Source organism: Corynebacterium lowii, assembly GCF_001412085.1.
GTDB classification, from domain to species: Bacteria; Actinomycetota; Actinomycetes; order Mycobacteriales; family Mycobacteriaceae; genus Corynebacterium; species Corynebacterium lowii.
In genome coordinates, this window is the sequence record NZ_LKEV01000006.1 from 44,275 (window position 1) to 61,885 (window position 17,611).

Annotated in this window: 19 protein-coding genes and 1 pseudogene; 5 read left to right on the forward strand and 15 right to left on the reverse strand. The window is 61.0% G+C overall.

Annotated features, from left to right (window positions below; all coding sequences use genetic code 11):
• Nucleotides 1–14 precede the first annotated feature (14 nt).
• From Clow_RS08920 to Clow_RS08940, 5 genes are all read right to left on the reverse strand, one after another.
• Entirely contained in the window at nt 15–938 is a 924-nt protein-coding gene (locus Clow_RS08920; protein ID WP_055178443.1) for an arsenic resistance protein, read from the reverse strand.
• Entirely contained in the window at nt 939–2,033 is a 1,095-nt protein-coding gene (locus Clow_RS08925) for an ATP-binding protein (protein ID WP_069724605.1), read from the reverse strand. It abuts the gene before it with no gap.
• A 111-nt stretch (nt 2,034–2,144) separates the two neighbouring features.
• Nucleotides 2,145–3,161, reverse strand: coding sequence for an FAD-dependent oxidoreductase (locus tag Clow_RS08930; protein ID WP_055178445.1), 1,017 nt, complete (start codon nt 3,159–3,161; stop codon nt 2,145–2,147).
• On the reverse strand, nt 3,161–3,865 hold the full coding sequence (locus Clow_RS08935; protein WP_055178446.1) for a type 1 glutamine amidotransferase domain-containing protein: 705 nt from the start codon (nt 3,863–3,865) through the stop codon (nt 3,161–3,163). Before Clow_RS08935 ends, Clow_RS08930 begins: the two co-directional genes overlap by 1 nt.
• A gap of 2 nt (nt 3,866–3,867) precedes the next feature.
• Nucleotides 3,868–4,401, reverse strand: a complete 534-nt coding sequence (locus Clow_RS08940; protein WP_055178447.1) for a TetR/AcrR family transcriptional regulator — start codon at nt 4,399–4,401, stop codon at nt 3,868–3,870.
• A gap of 60 nt (nt 4,402–4,461) precedes the next feature.
• Between Clow_RS08940 and Clow_RS08945 the strand changes: the two genes are divergently transcribed.
• The 4 genes from Clow_RS08945 to Clow_RS08960 all read left to right on the forward strand — a co-directional run bounded on the left by Clow_RS08945 (nt 4,462) and on the right by Clow_RS08960 (nt 7,732).
• The gene (locus tag Clow_RS08945) at nt 4,462–5,694 is read left to right on the forward strand and encodes an NADH:flavin oxidoreductase/NADH oxidase family protein (protein ID WP_055178448.1); all 1,233 of its coding nucleotides are present in this window, start codon (nt 4,462–4,464) and stop codon (nt 5,692–5,694) included.
• A gap of 72 nt (nt 5,695–5,766) precedes the next feature.
• The gene (locus Clow_RS08950) at nt 5,767–6,900 is read left to right on the forward strand and encodes an ATP-binding protein (protein WP_055178655.1); all 1,134 of its coding nucleotides are present in this window, start codon (nt 5,767–5,769) and stop codon (nt 6,898–6,900) included.
• Nucleotides 6,901–6,910: 10 nt separating this feature from the next.
• A complete protein-coding gene (locus Clow_RS08955) occupies nt 6,911–7,285 on the forward strand; it encodes an MmcQ/YjbR family DNA-binding protein (protein WP_055178449.1) in 375 nt (124 codons plus the stop codon).
• Nucleotides 7,286–7,351: 66 nt separating this feature from the next.
• Nucleotides 7,352–7,732, forward strand: a complete 381-nt coding sequence (locus Clow_RS08960) for a hypothetical protein (protein WP_055178450.1) — start codon at nt 7,352–7,354, stop codon at nt 7,730–7,732.
• Here Clow_RS08960 and Clow_RS11910 read toward each other — a convergent pair.
• From Clow_RS11910 to Clow_RS08970, 3 genes are read right to left on the reverse strand one after another with little or no spacing between them, the layout of a single operon-like run.
• Nucleotides 7,729–7,896: a hypothetical protein gene (locus Clow_RS11910; RefSeq protein WP_169786580.1), complete on the reverse strand. Its 168-nt coding sequence runs from the start codon at nt 7,894–7,896 to the stop codon at nt 7,729–7,731. The two genes, Clow_RS08960 and Clow_RS11910, sit on opposite strands and share 4 nt — an antisense overlap.
• Complete coding sequence (locus Clow_RS08965; RefSeq protein WP_055178451.1) at nt 7,893–8,585, reverse strand: YceI family protein; 693 nt, start codon at nt 8,583–8,585, stop codon at nt 7,893–7,895. Before Clow_RS08965 ends, Clow_RS11910 begins: the two co-directional genes overlap by 4 nt.
• 2 nt (nt 8,586–8,587) lie before the next feature.
• On the reverse strand, nt 8,588–8,923 hold the full coding sequence (locus tag Clow_RS08970; protein ID WP_055178452.1) for a hypothetical protein: 336 nt from the start codon (nt 8,921–8,923) through the stop codon (nt 8,588–8,590).
• Nucleotides 8,924–9,020: 97 nt separating this feature from the next.
• Between Clow_RS08970 and Clow_RS08975 the strand changes: the two genes are divergently transcribed.
• Nucleotides 9,021–9,413, forward strand: coding sequence for an RNA polymerase-binding protein RbpA (locus Clow_RS08975; RefSeq protein ID WP_055178453.1), 393 nt, complete (start codon nt 9,021–9,023; stop codon nt 9,411–9,413).
• On the opposite strand, the gene Clow_RS08980 is transcribed toward Clow_RS08975, so the two are convergent.
• From Clow_RS08980 to Clow_RS09010, 7 genes and pseudogenes are all read right to left on the reverse strand, one after another.
• The gene (locus tag Clow_RS08980) at nt 9,414–11,066 is read right to left on the reverse strand and encodes an ABC transporter family substrate-binding protein (RefSeq protein ID WP_055178454.1); all 1,653 of its coding nucleotides are present in this window, start codon (nt 11,064–11,066) and stop codon (nt 9,414–9,416) included.
• Nucleotides 11,063–12,934: an ABC transporter ATP-binding protein gene (locus tag Clow_RS08985; protein WP_055178455.1), complete on the reverse strand. Its 1,872-nt coding sequence runs from the start codon at nt 12,932–12,934 to the stop codon at nt 11,063–11,065. Before Clow_RS08985 ends, Clow_RS08980 begins: the two co-directional genes overlap by 4 nt.
• Complete coding sequence (locus Clow_RS08990) at nt 12,931–13,782, reverse strand: ABC transporter permease (RefSeq protein WP_082418627.1); 852 nt, start codon at nt 13,780–13,782, stop codon at nt 12,931–12,933. The genes Clow_RS08985 and Clow_RS08990 overlap by 4 nt, the downstream gene beginning before the upstream one ends.
• Nucleotides 13,783–14,766: pseudogene (locus Clow_RS08995) on the reverse strand (ABC transporter permease). It lies immediately after the preceding gene.
• A 108-nt stretch (nt 14,767–14,874) separates the two neighbouring features.
• Nucleotides 14,875–15,678: a polyprenol monophosphomannose synthase gene (locus Clow_RS09000; protein ID WP_055178456.1), complete on the reverse strand. Its 804-nt coding sequence runs from the start codon at nt 15,676–15,678 to the stop codon at nt 14,875–14,877.
• Nucleotides 15,679–15,682: 4 nt separating this feature from the next.
• Entirely contained in the window at nt 15,683–17,122 is a 1,440-nt protein-coding gene (gene lnt / locus Clow_RS09005; protein ID WP_055178457.1) for an apolipoprotein N-acyltransferase, read from the reverse strand.
• The gene (locus tag Clow_RS09010; protein WP_055178458.1) at nt 17,123–17,608 is read right to left on the reverse strand and encodes an FxsA family protein; all 486 of its coding nucleotides are present in this window, start codon (nt 17,606–17,608) and stop codon (nt 17,123–17,125) included. It abuts the gene before it with no gap.
• Nucleotides 17,609–17,611 lie beyond the last annotated feature (3 nt).

Below are 17,611 nucleotides of genomic sequence, written 5' to 3' on the forward strand. Positions count from 1 at the left end.
TTGTTTATCGGCTTTTAACGGATAAAGCGGGGGAGAAGGCGCACGTAGACCACCATGCCCAGCAACTCCACCAGGGTTTGGGTGACCACCACGGCGGCCGCTCCCGGAACGGTGAGCGCCAGGGGGAGCACCACCAGGGAATTGCGGGTGGCCCCGGAAAAGACGAGGGCGCGGGTGGCGGGAACGTCCTGGTGGAAAACTTTGGCGGTGAGGGCACCGATGGGGGCCATGATGAGCAGAAAGGCCACGTAGATGGGTATTGCCGCCAGGGGAAGATCGTGGCGCACCGCCGGAATCTGCGAGGCCACCACCACGGCCAGGGTGAGCATCATCAGTGGCACCATGCTGGACTCGGCGGTGTGCTGAGCCCGTTGAGCGATGGGAAGCCGCTGGGTGAGGGCTGCGGCCGCGAAGGGCAGAGCGATGAGAAGAAGGAAGGCCCGAATGAAGGGGCTGAGCTGAAAGACCTCGCTTGCCGCCGGGGCAAAGAAGCGCAGATACACCGGTAAGAGAAGCATTTGCAGGCCCATGAGCAGGGGAGTGGCGGCCAAGAGCTTTTCCTTGGCTCCACCCGCGAGGCCGGAAAAGACGATGACATAATCCACGCAGGGGGCGAGCAACACCAGGAGTACGCCGATGAGAAGCGTGTGATTCTGAGCGATGGGGCGGGTGAGGAGGTAGACCACGGCGGGAACTAGCACGAAGTTGAGCACCAGGAGCGCAGCGAGGAAGCGGGTATCACGCAGAGAGGAACCCAGGGTGGAGCTCGGGGAAGCTAGCGGAAGCCCCAGGAAGGTGGCGTAGATGAGCGCCATGAGGAGGGGATCAATCCACGCCTCCGAAACCGGGACGATGAGACCGACAGCTGCGCCGACGCCCAGGGCCAGGAGATAGAGGGGGATTTGGTGGCGATCTAACCAGGGGACGATGCGAGCCATTTAAGCAACCTCTAGCGGACCGCCGGGGCCAAGCAGAAACTCACGGAAATATGGCAGACGAAATTGAAGCATGCCCCAGGCTGGCGCCCGCACGAGATCGGCGCCCAGCAGGGCGTGCCGCAGCGTGGATAGAGAGGTGACGGGTTTGCCGAGTTCTTCCGAGATGCTTTTCATGCTGGCGGTATCAACCTCGGCAACGCGCGCCATCGCCTGCAAAAACTCCACCTGACGGTGCGATAAGGCGGATACCTCCGGCAGGTGAACCTGATTGCCCATGATGGGAATGGCCTGTGCAGTGGCCTCGGTAACCTCATCTATCCCGATGGTGGTATCGGATAGCTCCCAGGCGAAAGAACCGATGAGTTGGATCAGATAGGGATAGCCATAGGCGCGTTCGGTGAGCAGGTTGGTGGCTTCGGGAGTGATGGACTTAGAGGAGGCCGCCACTGTTTCGCGGACCAGGCGGGCGGAATCCGCATTGGTAAGCGGGGCGAGTTGATAGCGCAAACTGCGGCGCAGAAAGGTGGTGCCGGGGTGTTCGAGGAGCGCGGCGACGCCGGCGGTGAGACCCGCACCGATGAAGGCGACAGGGAGGTCATCGCGGATAGCGTCTTGGATGGAGGTGGCGAGGCGGTTGAGGTCCTGGGTGTTCGCGGCCTGTATCTCATCGACGGTAATGAGAACTCCGGTTACTGCACCGGCTAGTTCTCGCAACAGAGAGGTGAGTGTTTTAGTCACCTGTGGCGTATTTATGGGGTGCGTGGGTTCCGGGGTGGTGATGGACGAATCCGCGACTATGGGTGAAGAATGATCTTTGTGTTGTGACAGCGCCGCGGGCAGCGCGTGCCCAACGAGTTTGTCGATCATGCCGGAATGGCTTGGAGCGCGGAGGGTGATCCAGCCATGCGTAAGGGCAACCTCCTCAAGTTCGTTGAGGAGGGCCGTTTTTCCGATGCCGCGCGAGCCGTTGATAAGTAAAGAGCGTCCGGTGGAACCGGGTGATCCCAGGGCCTGTGAGAAGTTTTCCAATATGGGTGTGCGGCCCGCCCATACGGTAGGCGACTCACCGAAGCCGGGACGGAAGGGGTTGTCCATGAGGACAGTCTACGCGGTTGGATAAAGTGGATAAATTGGGCGGCATGGATAAATTGGATAAATCTCAGGAGGCTAGGGTGTCGAGAAGCCTCCAAAATGACATAATGTACATTATCGGACAATATCGCTAACCTGCCGAGCGGCCTCACGGGCATAAGGACTTACTCCCATGATGGTCGCTGAACCCGGCCCCGTCCAGTCCCCATAACCAACCGGAATAAGCCCCGGCACCTGGGGTTTCCCGTTTTTAATGAGGTGACGCACAGGCCCCAGCGCCGGGCGGAACCCGGTGCACCAAATCAGATGATCGGCCCGCACTTCATCGAGACTGGTGAACATGGGCGTGGCTTTCATCTCTCCGCTATCCCGCGCCCTGCGAATGGGCTCTAGTACGACGATGTCGCCTAAAGCCGAGTCCGCTCCGGGGTCGGCTTTCCCTTGGGCCAGCGCCATGAAGCGCTGCCTGTTGCGGTGGAATAAGGCCCTTCCATCCACCTCGTCCGGCATCCATCGAGGTGGGTGTTTGGTGTACCAGGTTACCGCTGTGACTTCGGGATTTTCTATGAGTTCAGCGGCAATTTGGGCGCCGGAATTAGCCCCGCCCACCACGGCAACATGACTGTTACGAAAAGGCTGTGGCCCTGGGTAATTGGCTGCGTGCCACTGCTTGCCGTGAAAAGTGCCGGGATAGGTGGGAATAAAGGGCGCTGACCGGGTGCCGGTGGCGGCAATGAGGGCGGTGGACGTCCAGGCGTTTTCTCCGTCCTGGCCCTCGGACTGAACCCGGAATACTCTCCCATCGTGCTGCACTGAGTGAACGTGCACGGGGCGCTTAACGGGTATTTGATAACGGCGCTCATAAGCGGCGAAGTAATCTACCACGTGGGAGGCGGGCGGAAACCCCTGGTAACTGGGCATGGGTATTCCGGGAAGGTTGGAAAAACCGGCGGTGGAAAATAGCCGCAATGAGGGCCAGGAATGTTGCCAGGCTCCGCCGGGGCTCGGTTGGTCATCGAGTATGAGGTAATCAATCCCCTCTTTCCTCAGGTAATATGCGGTGGCTAACCCGGCTTGCCCGGCGCCGATAATGATTGCGTCGTGGTGCGGAGGACCATTATAGGTAGGCATTACAGGCGCTGAAGATCGTGAACAAGGGTCTCCGCGAGTTTCTTGGAGGATTGCGGATTCTGGCCGGTATAGAGATTGCCGTCTACTACCACGTGCGGGCGCAGCGGGAACCCCTTGCTGTACTGCATACCCATCTCTTTGAGCTTGTCCTCCAATAACCACGAGGCTTTCCAGCCAAAGGGGTTGATCCTTTCCTCCACATTGGAGAGCCCGGTGACCTTCCTGCCTGCGAAGGAGCTGCTGGGGGCGTCGATAGCCGTGGCGAGCAATGCGGCGGGTGCGTGGCACAGCAATGCCAATGGCCTGCCGGAGGCGAGGCGCGCGTTGAGAATCGCCGCCGAGGTGGTGTTAAAGGCGAGGTCCTCCATCGGCCCGTGGCCACCGGGGTAAAAGACCAGGTCGTATTGCCCTTGGTCGATCTGGGCGAGGTCAGCGGGATTGTTCAAGATGGGCGCAAGATCGCGGAGGCGGGCTCGGAATCGTTGCGCGGTGCCTGGGGTTACTCCCCCGCGCAGGCCGAGGCTGAGTTGATCGACTACGGGAATCTGTGCGTCGGGGGTGGCGATGGTGATGTCGTACCCCGCGCTCAGGAAGGTTTCGTAGGGAACTAAGAACTCCTCCGCCCAGAATCCGGTGGGATGGCGGGTGCCGTCTTTGAGCGTCCAGTACTGCGCTCCGGTAACCACCATGAGAACTTTTTTCATGTTTAACCTTTCTTGGTGAGGGCTCCGAGCGCGAGGCGAACGCGCTCCTCTACTGCCTTACGGGGCTGGGGCGATAATTTTCCGTCGAGGTGTAGGAAGGCCAGGCCGTGGGCGGTGCTCCACAATGCTAGGGCAAGACCTTCCGCGGGTGGGAGCTTTGCCGCGAGATTGGTGCGCAGCTGGGTGGCTGCCTGTACGCGTTCGTCGCTGCTGTTATCGCACTCGGTGCCGAACATGAGGCGGAACATCTGCGGGCGGTCGAGGGCAAAGTTGACATAAGTAACGGCAAACTCCACCGGATCGGTGGGTTGATCGGGCGGAAAGAGAAGGACATCGAGGGTGCGGAACCCCTGTGCCGCCACGGCGGATTCGAGCTGGTCACGGTCGCTAAAGTGCCGGTACGGCGCGGTCTGGGAGACTCCGGCTCGCCTTGCGACGCCGCGCAGGGAGAACGTCTCCCCTTCCTCGATCATCTCTATGGCGGCGTCGATAAGCGCTTGGCGCAGGTTGCCGTGGTGGTAGTTCAATGTTGACAATGTTAACTCCCTCGGTTTAGTCTCCTATGTAAACACCGTACACATATGGAGAGAGAAACGATGAATCTTTTTGAACCCCTCACCCTCCCCGCAGGTCAGGTACTCCCCAACCGGATTGCCAAGGCCGCGATGGAGGAAAATATGGCGGCGCCGGGGCAATTGCCTGGGGAGCGCTTGCGCGGTTTATACCGCCAGTGGTCGCTCGGCGGCGCCGGATTGCTGATTACCGGCAACGTGATGGTGCACGATGCCGCGATGACCGGCCCGGCTGGCGTGGTGCTCGATAAGAAGAGCCCGCTTGAGCCCTTCCGGGAGTGGGCCGAGGCCGCGCATAGTGGCGGCAGCCGCGTGTGGATGCAGATTAATCACCCAGGGCGCCAGGTGCAGGCGAATATGCCGGGAGTGGCGTGGGGGCCTTCTGCTAACCGCGTGAATATTGGCCGGAATAGCGGCATGTTTGCCCAGGCGGAAGCGATGAGCACGCAGCAGATTGAGCAGACGATCCAGCGCTTTGTGGATACCGCTATCCTTGCGCAGGAGGCGGGTTTTGATGGCGTGGAGATTCACGCGGCGCACGGCTATCTGCTTTCTCAATTCCTTTCCCCGCTGGTCAACGAGCGTACCGATGAATGGGGCGGCAGCTTGGAAAATCGCGCCCGGTTGTTACTAGAGGTGGTTCGCCGCGTGCGCACGGCGGTGCGGCCCGACTTTGCCGTGGCCGTGAAACTCAACTCCGCGGATTTTCAGCGCGGCGGTTTCGATGAGGGCGATGCTCGCCAGGTGATCTCCTGGTTGGCTCCGCTGGGGGTAGACCTCGTGGAACTATCGGGTGGCAGTTACGAGAGCCCGGCGATGAGCGGCAACGCCAGCGGGGATAGTCGCACGGCCGCGCGTGAGGCGTATTTTCTGGACCTGGCCCGCGAACTCGTGGCGGACGCTCCCCTGCCGCTCATGGTCACCGGCGGGATCAAGCGCCTGCCCGTGGCCCAGGAAGTAATGGAAAGCGGCGTGGCCGTAGTGGGGATCGGCACGGCGCTGGCCATGAAGCCGGACCTTCCGCGCCTGTGGCGTGCCGGTGACCATGCCGCAGTGGAGGTGCCGCGGCCGCGCACAAAGAATAAGGCCGTGGCCTCGGCCGCGAGCATGGCTCACGTGCGCGCGCAGTTGCGCCGCCTGGGCCGTGGGCGCTCTCCTAAGCCGCAGTCCAATGCCCTGCTGGCCCTTGCGGTAGATCAGGTGCGAGAGGTTGCTTATCGACGCCGCTACGGCTCCTGGTTACAGCAGCGCTCCTAGGTTTATGCGTGAGATTCCTATTTATGTCTTTTATGTGTGGCTAGTAGGTTTATGTGAACTATGCTGGCTGCTATGGAATCATCGCGCAACCCCTTCCACCCCACCTTTGGCCGCTCCCCTGCCATCGTGGCGGGGCGCGAGGAAGAAGTAGCGCAATTTGAATTGGCCCTGGCCGAAGGGCCGGGTAACCCGTGGCGCACCGCGCTTATCTCCGGCAACCGTGGCATTGGGAAAACCGTGCTGCTCAATGAGCTAGAGGAGGCGGCCAAGGCTCAGGGGTGGGTGGTGTTACGCGCGCATGTGGGAGAAAATATGCTGAGTGACCTCACCGAGGTCACTATCCCCCGCACCTATGAAGCCTTGGACACCGCAGGCCCTGCTCAACGCAGAAACCTCACGGGTATCACCCTCGGGGGCGTCGGCGGCATCAAGACGGAGGTGCAGCGCACGCGCCCGGAACCGGGGCGCAATGTGCTCAGTCAATTGCAGGATTTGGCGGCCCTCACCATGCCACGCGGCACCGGAATCCTGCTCACCGTGGACGAGATTCAAAGCGCGGCCCCGGAGCACCTTCACGAACTCGCCGTGGCTATTCAAGACCTCAACCGCGACGAGATGGATATTGCCTTCCTGGCGGCGGGGCTGCCTAGTGGCGTGGAAGATCTACTTCAACTAGAGGGCACGACGTTTCTGCGCCGCGCGGAGCGTATTCAACTCGAACGCCTTGATGAGGCCACCACCCGCACGCTGCTGCGCGATACCTCCCACCTCGGCGGGCGCCCCATGATGCCGGAGGCTATCGACGTCGCCGTGAGAATCAGCCACGGCTACCCCTACTTGGTGCAGGTGGTGGGCTCTATTTCTTGGGCGAAGGCCCGACTCAACGGTGCCTCAGAGGTATCTGCCCAGCACGTAGCGGATTCCTTTACCGATGTGGTCAAACGCATAGGAACCCAGGTGCACGCGCCCTCGCTGCGCAGCGTGCCCACCCGCCAACTCGACTTCCTTCACGCTATGGCCCGCCTAGATGAGGGCGAGGGGGTGGAGATCAGCGAGATAGCCGGTGCCCTGGGCACCGCCACCACGGGTGTATCGCGGCTGCGGCACGAACTGATTTATCGGGAACTGATAGTGCCGCACTCACACGGAAAGGTGCAGTTCAGCCTTCCCTATATGGCCGAATATCTCAATTCCCTTATCCGCTAGCATAGGCGGGGTGCAGCGAGCGGATATTATTCAGCATATAGCGCAAAAATATGGGGTTGAGCCCGAATATCTCTGGCCGAAAAAGCACCCGGGCTACGCGGTGTTTCGTTGCCCCAGCAATGGCAAGTGGTTTGGCATGCTCATGGATATTCCGGGAGGAAAGATTGGTCTGGGTGGGGTGAGCGGGGCCGAGCGCACCGATATTCTGGTGCTAAAAAATGACCCCGATGTGGTGGCTCTGCTTTTGTGCAAAGAGGGCTATGTACCTGCGTATCACATGAATAAGGAGCACTGGTTTTCCATTCTGTTGGGAGACGTGGTGCCGGGAGAAGAAATACGTGCCCTGATAGCCGATAGTGCGGATATGGTCTGCACAAGAAAATAATTGATAGCGAAGATCATGTACGGTGGGGAGGGTCAGGTTTTCACGAATGGAAAGGACCGAAGAATTATGAAGAACAAGACGCTCCGTATTCTCCCCCTCTTGGCTGTGGCTCCCCTGGCTCTGGCTGCCTGCTCTTCCGATGATGGTGACAGCAGCGAGGCCACCACGAGCGAGACCGTAGCCACCACCGCACCGGCTACCACCTCCTCCGCGCCGAAGGAATCCCTCTCTTCCGAGGTATCCGACGCTTCTCAGGAAGCCTCCGAGAGCGCCGAGAACGCGCTGAATGACCTCAACGAGAAGAAGGATGAGGTGGGCGACGACCTCTCCGAGAAGAAGGACGAGGCCGCAGATCAGCTTTCCGACATGAAGGATGACGCTGCTAACGACCTCTCCGATGCCGCCAATGACCTCTCCGACAAGCTGGACGAGCAGGCTAATAACTAATCTCGGTGGCGGTAGGCTGCCACTAATTGCCAGATGGTGAGCCCACCCAGCACAATGGATACGGCTCCGATGAGCCACATGTGCTGGGTGAATACCCACAGGCCAAAGGCAATAATCACGATGAGGCGCAACCACAGCGCCGGAATCATACGAGCGGGGTTCATTTCTTCTCTAACGCTAGAAGGATATTGATTTCTCCCTCCTCATCAATGGAGGCTGCGACGAAATCGGGGGTTTCTACCGCGTAATCCGCGCGCGAGATGGGAATATCGCCAGATACCACCACGGAATCGCCGCTGCGCAGCACTTTCAACGTGGCAGTGACGTCCTCGGTATGCCCGTGCAGGGTGAGTTTTCCGGGTACGGCGACCTCCCCCACCGTGCCATCATCGGGGATGGTGGAGAGATCGACTGGTTCCGTGACCTCAAAATCCGCCGTGGGGTAAGTATCTGTTTCTAAGATTTTGGTGCGCACATTGATGTCTCGCCGCTCATTATCCGAGGCCACCTCAGACATATCCACGGTAATAAGCCCCTGCACGAGGGTATCGTTATCCACGCTCAGGGAACCCTCGACGTGAGTGGTAGATCCCGAGGTGATGCGCTTATCCCCCGGCAGAATCTCGTGGAAAGTATAACCGGCAGAGGTGATATTTTCCCCCGCGCGATCGGTGACCTCCCAGTGCCCATTCACGCTTGTCGACGCCGCCGTGGCGCCTTGGGTATTGAGCTCTTCCGTTTTAACCCCAGGTCCGTTGAGAGCATTGAGCACCGTGGGCAAAATGGAAAGAACCGCGATAAGCGCAATGGCAATGATAAATACCGTGATGATGAGTTTACGGTTGCGCAGCATGGCTACCTCAATTTCTCTATGGACCGGGCCAATTCCACGAGTTCTGAGCATAGTTCGCGCAGTTCCTCCGCGGATACTCCCTCGCTGGCGGCGGTGGAAATATCCTCGGCGGAACAGCGCAGTTCAAAGAGGGAATCTTGGAGGCGTTCCGCGCGCTGCGGCGTCATGATGACGGCATCCTGGGGAATCTGGGTTCCGGTGATGTTATGGCGCTGCTCATAAGCGCGTTGCTTACAGGAGGGCGTGCAGTACTTCTTGGGCCTTCCCCGCGTGGAAGGCTCCATTTCCTTGCCGCACCAGGCACATCGCTGTTGCTTCTTATGCGTCACGTGACTCATACTAGACCATCGCGGCGGGATGGGAACAAACTAGCCAGAGGATTCGTTATAATCGCGTAGTTGCTATTAATCGCCGGATGTAAAGGATGATGCTGCAATGGCAGATCGGGTGCTTCGAGGCAGCCGCATGGGTGCGGTGAGCTATGAGACGGACCGGGATCATGACCTGGCACCGCGTCAGATGGTGAAATACCGCACGGAATCCGGGGAAATCTTTGAGGTGCCCTTTGCGGACGACGCCGAGATTCCCGGCGAGTGGATGTGCAAGAACGGCCAGCTGGGAATCCTCATCGAGGGCGAGGGTGTTGACGCCAAGCCGGTGAAGCCCCCGCGTACCCACTGGGATATGTTGTGCGAGCGGCGCAGCATCGAAGAGCTCGATGAACTCCTCGAAGAACGCATTGAGGCTCTGCGCAAGCGCCGCCGCAACGCCGCCAAGCTGCTCAAGCAACAAAAGGAAGAAGAAGCAGCTAAGGCGGCGGAGAAGTAATTACTTCTCCCAGCCGATATTTTCCTTGGGGATCGTGGCAAAAATAGCCGCGCCCATATTGGCTAGTCCCGGCTTGACGGCTACAGTGGCGGGGCCATTAACGTAAGGCATGACTCCGAAGCGAGCTAGGGCCTCCTTCTCGATGTCCCGGGCCATTGCGTTTTGCTCCTCGGCGGTGGGAAGTTGCTCTAGCACCTTGATCTTTTCATCAATCTCGGGGGTTCCGGTACCGGAGAGATTGAGGGTGGAATCGGAGTAATACTGCTGGCCGAAGTAAGTGGTGCCGTTGGGATCATTACTCCTGATGAGGGAGTTAAAGAGGTCAAAATCCTTATCGGCAACCACCTTGGCAAAGTCGGAGGCGGGGCGTGATTGGATTTTCAGCTCTATGCCAATGTCCCTGAGCATTTTCTGCAAGGCTATGGCGGTGGCTTTAGAAGTGGGGCTATCGCCAAAATTAGGGAAGTGCAGGGTAAAACGCTCTCCGTCTTTTATCCGAATACCATCGGAGCCTTCCGCCCAACCGGCCTCGTCAAGCAGCGCGCGGGAACGGTCCGGGTCAAAGGCGATGAGCTCCCCCATCGCATCGGCATAGTCCGGCTGGTTCTGAAAGAAAGTGAGTGAGCCGGGTAGGTCCTCGCTATAGCCGAGACCATTGAAAAAGATGGTGGCAAGCAAGGAGCGGTCGATCCCGGTGAAAATGGCCTCGCGCACCTTGATGTCACTCAGCAGGGGCGCTTCGGAATTGAGCGTGAGGAGGGAAACCGTGGTATCCATCGCCGTGCGCAATTCCGCGTTGTCCCCCATGCCCAGCACGGTAGCGAGATTGTTTTTGTTAGACACACTCACGGAATCAATCTCCCCGGCGCGGAAGGCATTGATGGCGGCCTGCGATTCCATCTGGCGGTAGAGCACCTTATCTAACCTGGGCTTGCTCCCCCACCACTTATCATTGGGCACAAAGCTGACGGTGCCGCCCTGATAGTCTATTTCGCCTACCGTATAGGGGCCCGCTCCCCATTCGGGGCGCATTTTCTTAAGGAAGCCCTCGTTAAAGTCCTCCGGGGTGACAATGTTGGGATGAAGGAGGATGCCAAAGAGTCCGTTCCACCAGGGATAAATGTGGGAATAGGTGACCACGGCCTGCTTATCGTTTTCCCCGGCGGTGACGGATTCAATTTGGTTATAACCATCTGAGGCCGCGATTTGGTAGGCCTCGTCCTTGCCGTTATTGATCCGCCAGGTGTTCTCGTAGGTGCGCCAGTCCATCGGCGTGCCGTCGTTATAGGTGGCCTCGGGATTGATGGTGTAGGTGACCACCGTCTTGCCGTCAATCACTTCACTGGTGACGTCCGTGAGGTAATTGGGGTTGGGGGCATAGGTGCCCTCACTATCGCTCAGTGCGGGTTGCGGCATGTACCAGCTCCACAGCGTAGAGGTGGGGACCGTGGTATTGGCGTGGGAGGCGTTCTGCTGCTCGGGAATCTCCGAGATGGGCAGGGTGAGCGTGCCACCCTGGCGCAGGTCCTCCGGGTCCTGCGGATTGTAGGCCCCCTCCGGGGATACCACAAGCTCAATATCCTGCGGCACGCCGCAGGAGGCCAGGGCCAGGCAGGCGGCCAGCAGTGTGGCGATGAGCGGAATCTTTCTCATGGCTTTTCCTTTCGAGCGCGTTCCGCCTGGGGATCGGGAATGGGGATAGCGGAAAGAAGAGAGCGGGTATAGGGGTGCTGGGGATTCTCGAAGAGGCTATCGGTATCGGCCACCTCCACGAACTCTCCCTTGTACATCACGGCCACCTGGTCGGAGAGGTGGCGCACCACGGAAAGATCGTGGGAGACGAATACGTAGGAGATACCCAACTTGCGCTTGAGGTTATCCAGGAGGTTAATCACCCCGGCCTGCACCGAGACGTCGAGAGCCGAAACCGGCTCATCGAGCACGATGAGGGAGGGATTGGTGGCCAGCGCCCTAGCCAGGCCGATGCGTTGGCGCTGCCCGCCGGAGAAGTGGCTGGGGAAGCGATCGCGCTGGTGAGCGCCCAACTGCACCAACTCCATGAGCTCGGTGACGCGCTCGGAGATATTGCCCTCGTAGCCCAGGGCATGCAGGGGCTCGGCCAGGATTTCCTCTACCGTCATGCGGGGGTTGAGCGAGCTCAGCGGGTCCTGGAAAACGATCTGAATATCGCGCCGGGCGGCCTTGCGCTCCTGAGAACCGAAGGCGGCAACGTCCTTGCCCTTGAGCACGATGCTCGTGCCATCGCTGGGTTTGAGGTCCATCACCTCTAGTAGCGTGGTGCTCTTGCCGGAGCCCGACTCCCCCACGATGGCAAAGCACTCGCCCTGGCGCACCTGAAAGCTCACGCCCTTGACGGCTTGGGTGGTGCCCACGTGCCTCTTGAGCACTGCGCCCTTGATGATGGGGAAACTCTTGGTGAGGTCGCGCACCTCCAAGACGGTGGGGCGCTCTGCGCGCGGAACGTCTCCCAGAACGTCCTCCTCTACCTCGGGCAGCGGGTACATGCGCTCCCCGCCGAGGGTGCCGCCGCTGATCTCCGGGGCGCGCAGGCAGGCCGAAGAGTGCTTCTCCCCCACGGTCACCAGCGCGGGCTCCGATTCCTGGCAGGCGGGCAAGGCCACCGGGCACCGCTCGGCAAACTGGCAGCGCGGCTGCAAATCAATGAGGGTGGGCGGAGAACCCTGAATGGGAATAAGCGGCTCGTGCGCGGCGACGTCCACGCGCGGGGTGGAGCCAAGAAGCCCCACGGTATAGGGCATGCGGGGATTGTGGAAGATGGAATCCACCGGGCCATATTCGACGGGCGCGCCCGCGTACATCACCAGCACATCATCGGCGGTGCGGGCCACCACGCCCATATCGTGCGTAATCATGATGGTGGCCGCCCCGGTCTCGCGCTGGGCCACCTTCAGGACGTCGAGGATCTGCGCCTGGATCGTGACGTCGAGGGCCGTGGTGGGCTCATCGGCGATGAGCACCCTGGGATTATTGGCGATGGCCATAGCGATCACCACGCGCTGACGCATACCGCCGGAGAACTGGTGCGGGAAGGCCTTAAAGCGCTTCTGCGGCTCGGGAATCCCCACCAGGTCAAGCAATTCGATGGCCTGGGTGCGGGCCTGAGCCTTGGTGACGTCCTGGTGAATACGGATGGCCTCGGTGAGCTGGGAGCCAATATCGAATACCGGGGTGAGCGCGGAGAGCGGGTCCTGGAACACCATGCCGATGCCGTTGCCGCGCACCTGGGACATCTGGGCGTCGGTTTTGCCGATGAGTTCCTCGCCCTGGAAGCGCACGGAGCCCTCCACCTTGGCGTAATCGGGAACCAGGCCCATGATGGACATGGAGGTGACGGACTTGCCGGAGCCCGACTCCCCCACGATGGCCAGAGTGGTGCCGGGGTGGAGATCAAAGGAGACGCCGCGCACGGCGTGGACCAAACCGGCCTCGGAGGGGAAGGTAACGCGGAGATCCTTGACGGATAGAACGGGCTGATTCATGCTCGGCCTCCAGATTGTGAGTGCGGATCGAGAGCATCGCGCAGCCCATCGGCGATGAAGGCCATCGACACGGTGAGCAGGGTCAGCGTGAGGGCGGGAACGTAGAACTGCCAGGGGGCGGACTCGATGGTTCCCGCTCCCACGGAAAGCAGCGTTCCCAGGGAAACGTCTGGGGGTTGCACGCCCAGGCCCAGGAAGGAAAGGGCGGTTTCAGAACTCACGGCGGCCACGATTCCCAGGGTGAACTGAATGATGATGAGGGAACCGATATTGGGAATCACGTGGCGCACCACGGTGCGCGGGCGTGAAACACCCATGTACTTGGCGGCGCGCACATAATCGTTTTCCTTCACGCTCAGCGCCAGCGACCAGATCACGCGCGCCGGATACATCCAGCCGAAGGCGATGAGCACCACGATGAGCATTTTCCAATCCCCGCCGGAATCGGAGACCAGCAGGGCGATGAGCAAGAAGGTGGGAATAGCCAGCAGGAAGTGAATGGCGATGAGCACGATGCGCTCGGCCATGCCGCCGTAGAGGGCGGCACCTGCACCGATGATGGCCGAGAGCACGGAGGTGGCCGTGGAAACAGAGACCGCGATGATAAGAGAGCGGCCCAGACCGTGCACCGTTTGGGCGAAGAGATCGTTACCGGCGTCGTCCGTGCCAAACCAGTGCAGCCCGCTCGGCGGGGAGGAAAGGTTGTAGAAGTCCGGATCATCATAGGCCCACTGGGCGGCGAACCGGCCGAATACCGCCAGGAGAATCAGGGCTGCGAAGATGATGAGGCCGATGACCGCCATGCGATTGCGGAAGTAACGGCGAGTGTATAAACGGAGCTTATTCATTTAACTCACCCGAACCCGAGGATCGAGGATCACCACGAGGAAATCGGCCAAGATGGCCGAGATCGCCACCATGAGGGCGCTAAAGGCCGCCACGGCGGTGGCCCCGTGCACGTCATTGCGGGTGATCGTTTGAATGAAGTACTGGCCCATGCCGTTCCAGGCAAAGATCTGCTCCGTCATCACCGCGCCGGTGAAAATACCCGGCACGGAGAAGGCCACGGAGGTAGCCACCGGAATGATCGAGGTGCGCAGCGCGTGCTTGCGCACCGCCTGATTGCGGGTGAGGCCCTTGGCGCGAGCCGTGCGCACATAATCCGCGGAGATATTATCCAGCAGGAGGCTGCGCTGCATCATGTGATAGCCCGCATAGGAAATGGCCGTGAGCGCGATGGTGGGCAAAATGAGGTGCTGGGCCAGGTTGAGGGTTTGGGGAATGAAGCCCTCAATATCCGGAGAGGTGGCCCCGGTGACGTAGAAGATGCGGGCGCCGGTGATCTTATTGATCCACAGGCCCGCGCCCACGACCACCAGGGAGGCCACCACCACGTGAGTATTCATCAAAATGATGGAGATGGCCTGCCAGGCCCGATCACCGCGCTGATACTGGCGCGAGGCTGTGTACACGCCCACCGCTACTCCGATGACCACGGAGAGCAAGGTGGCCAGCAGCAGCAACTGCGCCGAGACCAACATGCGGTGCACGATTTGTTCATTGACGGGATCACCGATGGGAGAGGTACCCCAATCCCAATGTAGAAGGACCCCCTGAATCCACGTCCATCAGCGCTCAAGGAGCGGGGTGTCCGGGTTGAGATTCAAGGGGGTGAGAATGTCCGCGATCTGCTCCTCCGACAGGGGGGGGCGTCGGCCAACATAGTTGGAACGGGGGTCTAGGAACAGCGAGGAGAGAAAGTACGCCAGATTGGTGGCGAGGAAAATCACGATCAGCCAACTGACCGATTTTCTGAGGAGATATTTAAGCATGCGCCCTCCACTCATCTAAAACAGGGTCACTCAACACTTGCTGAGTGACCCTGATAATAGTTTGTGAAGGCTGTGCCCTTGGTGGTTTTGGGCTTGAGAACCTATAAATTAAATCCGGTGCTTGCGGCGGAAGCGCTCTACCTCGTGGCCGATGAGCTTGCTCGTCTCCGCGTAGATATTGCTGATCTGCTCGCCGCGGTGGCGCAGGCCCCACTTGGTCACCTGCACCAGGCTGTCCTTGACAAAGCTGCCGTCTAGCTTGGACTCCCCGATCTCGCGCTCGGTGAAGGTGATGGGAACCTCGCGCACGTCGTGCCCCGCCTCCACGGCACGCCAGGCCAGATCCACCTGGAAGATATAACCAGCTTGGGCCAGCTCATCGAGGTCCAGGGCTTCGAGCACTTCGCGGCGATAGGCCCGGTAGCCCGCCGTCATATCGGAGAGCCCGGCCCCCAGGGCCAGGGAGATGTAGACGTTTCCGGCCTTAGAGAGCACCCAGCGCTTCATCGGCCAGTTCACCACGCGCCCGCCGGTGATATAGCGCGAGCCAATCACCAGATCGGCCCCGGCATCGACTTCTTGGAGCAGCAGGCGCAGCTGCTCGGGGGCATGGGAGCCATCGGCATCCATCTCGCACAGGACGGTGTAGCCGCGCTCTAAGCCCCACTGAAAGCCCGCCACGTAGGCCCCACACAGCCCGCCCTTCCCGGCGCGGTGCAGCACGTGGACCTGGGAGTCCTCGGCGGCGAGGGCGTCGGCCTTCTCCCCGGTGCCATCCGGGCTGTTATCGTCCACGATGAGCACGTCCACCTCGGGAGCGGCGGTGCGCACGCGGCCCACGATGAGGGGGAGGTTTTCTAGTTCGTTATAGGTGGGGATGATAACGAGTGTTGCATCGCTGGGACGAGCCACTGACTTACTCCTTACGGGGTGCGGATGAGCGCCGGCGCCACAAGGCCACGAGTGTACCTAATGCTCCAATGATAGCGATGCTCGCTTGGACCCAGAAACCGAATCGCACGGCGGGAGTGATCGAATCACGCAGCGGCAGGGTATCAATCAGCGTGGCGGGCTCAAAGATGCCGGTCTCTGCGAGCACGGTGCCATCCGGGGCCACCATCGCGGAGACCCCGGAGGTAGCGGCCACCACCACGGCGCGGTCGGTCTCGATGGCGCGCATGCGGCTCATGGCTAATTGCTGGTAGGTCATATCGGTAAAGCCAAAGGTGGCGTTATTGGTGGGCGTGGTGAGCAACTGAGCCCCGGCGCGCACGGCGGAGCGGTAGGCATCGTCAAAGATCACCTCGTAGCAGGTGGCTACGCCCAGGGGGATGGGGCCCGCGTGGACGAGCCCGGTGCCCTGGCCGGGCTGGAAATCCCCGGCCTGGTCCACGTAGGGGGAAAAGCGGCGCAGCAGGGAACGCAGCGGCATGGTCTCCCCGAAGGGTTGGAGGTACTTCTTGTGGTGGTACTCCCCTGGGCCCTGCTCGGGTTCAAAGACCATCATCGTATTGTGCGGTCCCTGCTCATCGGAGGTCAGCGTGCCCACGAGGATCGGGGCCTGGGCAGTAGCCAGGGCGCGATCGACGAGCGCGCGGGCCGGGGCGTCGGCAAGCGGGTTGACGTCGGCGGCGTTCTCCGGCCAGATCACGAGGTCCACCGGCTCGCTGAGCTTTTCCGTCTCGCGCACGTGATTGGCCAGCACGGCGCGGCGTTGGGCGTTGAAGTCCAGGCCCATGCGCGGCACGTTGCCCTGAATGGCGGCCACGCGGGTCTCCCCGATGGGCTCGGGGCTGGGCATGGGGACCAGCGCGAGGGCCAGGGGAACGAGCGCGCAGAGGGTGGCCAGGCGGGGCTGGGGACGCAGGCGGAACAGGGCGCAGCCCACCAGGGCGGTGGCGAAGCTGACCAGCGCCGGGCCGCCGAGGCGGGCGAGATCGGCCAGGGGGCCGTCGATTTGCCCCCAGGCCAGGCGCACCCAGGCGAAACCCCCAAAGGGCCAGGAGGAACGCAGGTATTCCACCGCGCACCACCAGGCGGGAAAAAGGATGATGCTGCCCCGGCGCAGGGCCACCCCGCCGATGCCGGTGAGAATCCCGTAGAGCGCCAGGAAAACGCTCAGCGCGATATAGGGCAGGGCGCCCACGAACTCCCCCACCCAGGGCAGCATGAGGGCAAAGAGACTCAAGGCCTGTACAAAGCCCAGTAGCGCGCCCTCGCGCAGGGTTTTTGCGCGTTGCAGGGCGAAGTATAAAAGCCCCAGGCCGACGATGCCCGCGGGCCACCACCCCAGCGGCTCATAGGAGGCAAAGACGAGAAGCCCCGAGGCCGCTGCTGCGAGCAAACGCAGCAGCATTTAGCGGAAATCCTCCGGCTTAATATCGCGGCTCCAGCGCTGCACCTCTTCCTCGTTAATCACCTCGCCACCGGCAAAGGAACCATAACTGGTGCGCTGGCGGTAGGAATTAACTCGCTCGAAGCTGCGCATGCCAGCCTCTTCCAGGCGGGCGCGCAACTTCTTAGCCAGGCTGCGGCGAATGAGGGAACGGGTGGGCGGGATGATAAGCAGCAGGCCCGCAGCGGCGGTGGCAAAACCGGGCAGGGCCACCAGCACCGCACCGATGGCGATGAGGCCATAATTGCCCATCGCTTCGCCCGGGCGAATACGGCCCGTGGAGGCGGAGACGGCAATGGAACGCATCTCATAGGTGGCTAGGAAGAGGCCGCCGAAGAACACCAGAATCAGGGCGAGGAGCGCCCAGCCGACGCCGATCCAGTGAGCGACGGCCCAGAAGGTCAGGGTTTCAAGGAGGATATAGGGTAAAGCAAGAAAAAGTGGCACTCC

What these genes read in the sequence shown, in the direction of transcription:
- Clow_RS08990 (WP_082418627.1), bottom strand. Translation starts at nt 13,782, where the DNA reads ATGAATAAGCTCCGTTTATACACTCGCCGTTACTTCCGCAATCGCATG.
- lnt (WP_055178457.1), bottom strand. Translation starts at nt 17,122, where the DNA reads ATGCTGCTGCGTTTGCTCGCAGCAGCGGCCTCGGGGCTTCTCGTCTTT.
- Clow_RS08960 (WP_055178450.1), top strand. Translation starts at nt 7,352, where the DNA reads ATGAAGAACAAGACGCTCCGTATTCTCCCCCTCTTGGCTGTGGCTCCC.
- Clow_RS08930 (WP_055178445.1), bottom strand. Translation starts at nt 3,161, where the DNA reads ATGCCTACCTATAATGGTCCTCCGCACCACGACGCAATCATTATCGGC.
- Clow_RS08950 (WP_055178655.1), top strand. Translation starts at nt 5,767, where the DNA reads ATGGAATCATCGCGCAACCCCTTCCACCCCACCTTTGGCCGCTCCCCT.
- Clow_RS08980 (WP_055178454.1), bottom strand. Translation starts at nt 11,066, where the DNA reads ATGAGAAAGATTCCGCTCATCGCCACACTGCTGGCCGCCTGCCTGGCC.
- Clow_RS11910 (WP_169786580.1), bottom strand. Translation starts at nt 7,896, where the DNA reads ATGAACCCCGCTCGTATGATTCCGGCGCTGTGGTTGCGCCTCATCGTG.
- Clow_RS08920 (WP_055178443.1), bottom strand. Translation starts at nt 938, where the DNA reads ATGGCTCGCATCGTCCCCTGGTTAGATCGCCACCAAATCCCCCTCTAT.
- Clow_RS08985 (WP_055178455.1), bottom strand. Translation starts at nt 12,934, where the DNA reads ATGAATCAGCCCGTTCTATCCGTCAAGGATCTCCGCGTTACCTTCCCC.
- Clow_RS08965 (WP_055178451.1), bottom strand. Translation starts at nt 8,585, where the DNA reads ATGCTGCGCAACCGTAAACTCATCATCACGGTATTTATCATTGCCATT.
- Clow_RS08975 (WP_055178453.1), top strand. Translation starts at nt 9,021, where the DNA reads ATGGCAGATCGGGTGCTTCGAGGCAGCCGCATGGGTGCGGTGAGCTAT.
- Clow_RS08925 (WP_069724605.1), bottom strand. Translation starts at nt 2,033, where the DNA reads ATGGACAACCCCTTCCGTCCCGGCTTCGGTGAGTCGCCTACCGTATGG.
- Clow_RS08945 (WP_055178448.1), top strand. Translation starts at nt 4,462, where the DNA reads ATGAATCTTTTTGAACCCCTCACCCTCCCCGCAGGTCAGGTACTCCCC.
- Clow_RS08970 (WP_055178452.1), bottom strand. Translation starts at nt 8,923, where the DNA reads ATGAGTCACGTGACGCATAAGAAGCAACAGCGATGTGCCTGGTGCGGC.
- Clow_RS08935 (WP_055178446.1), bottom strand. Translation starts at nt 3,865, where the DNA reads ATGAAAAAAGTTCTCATGGTGGTTACCGGAGCGCAGTACTGGACGCTC.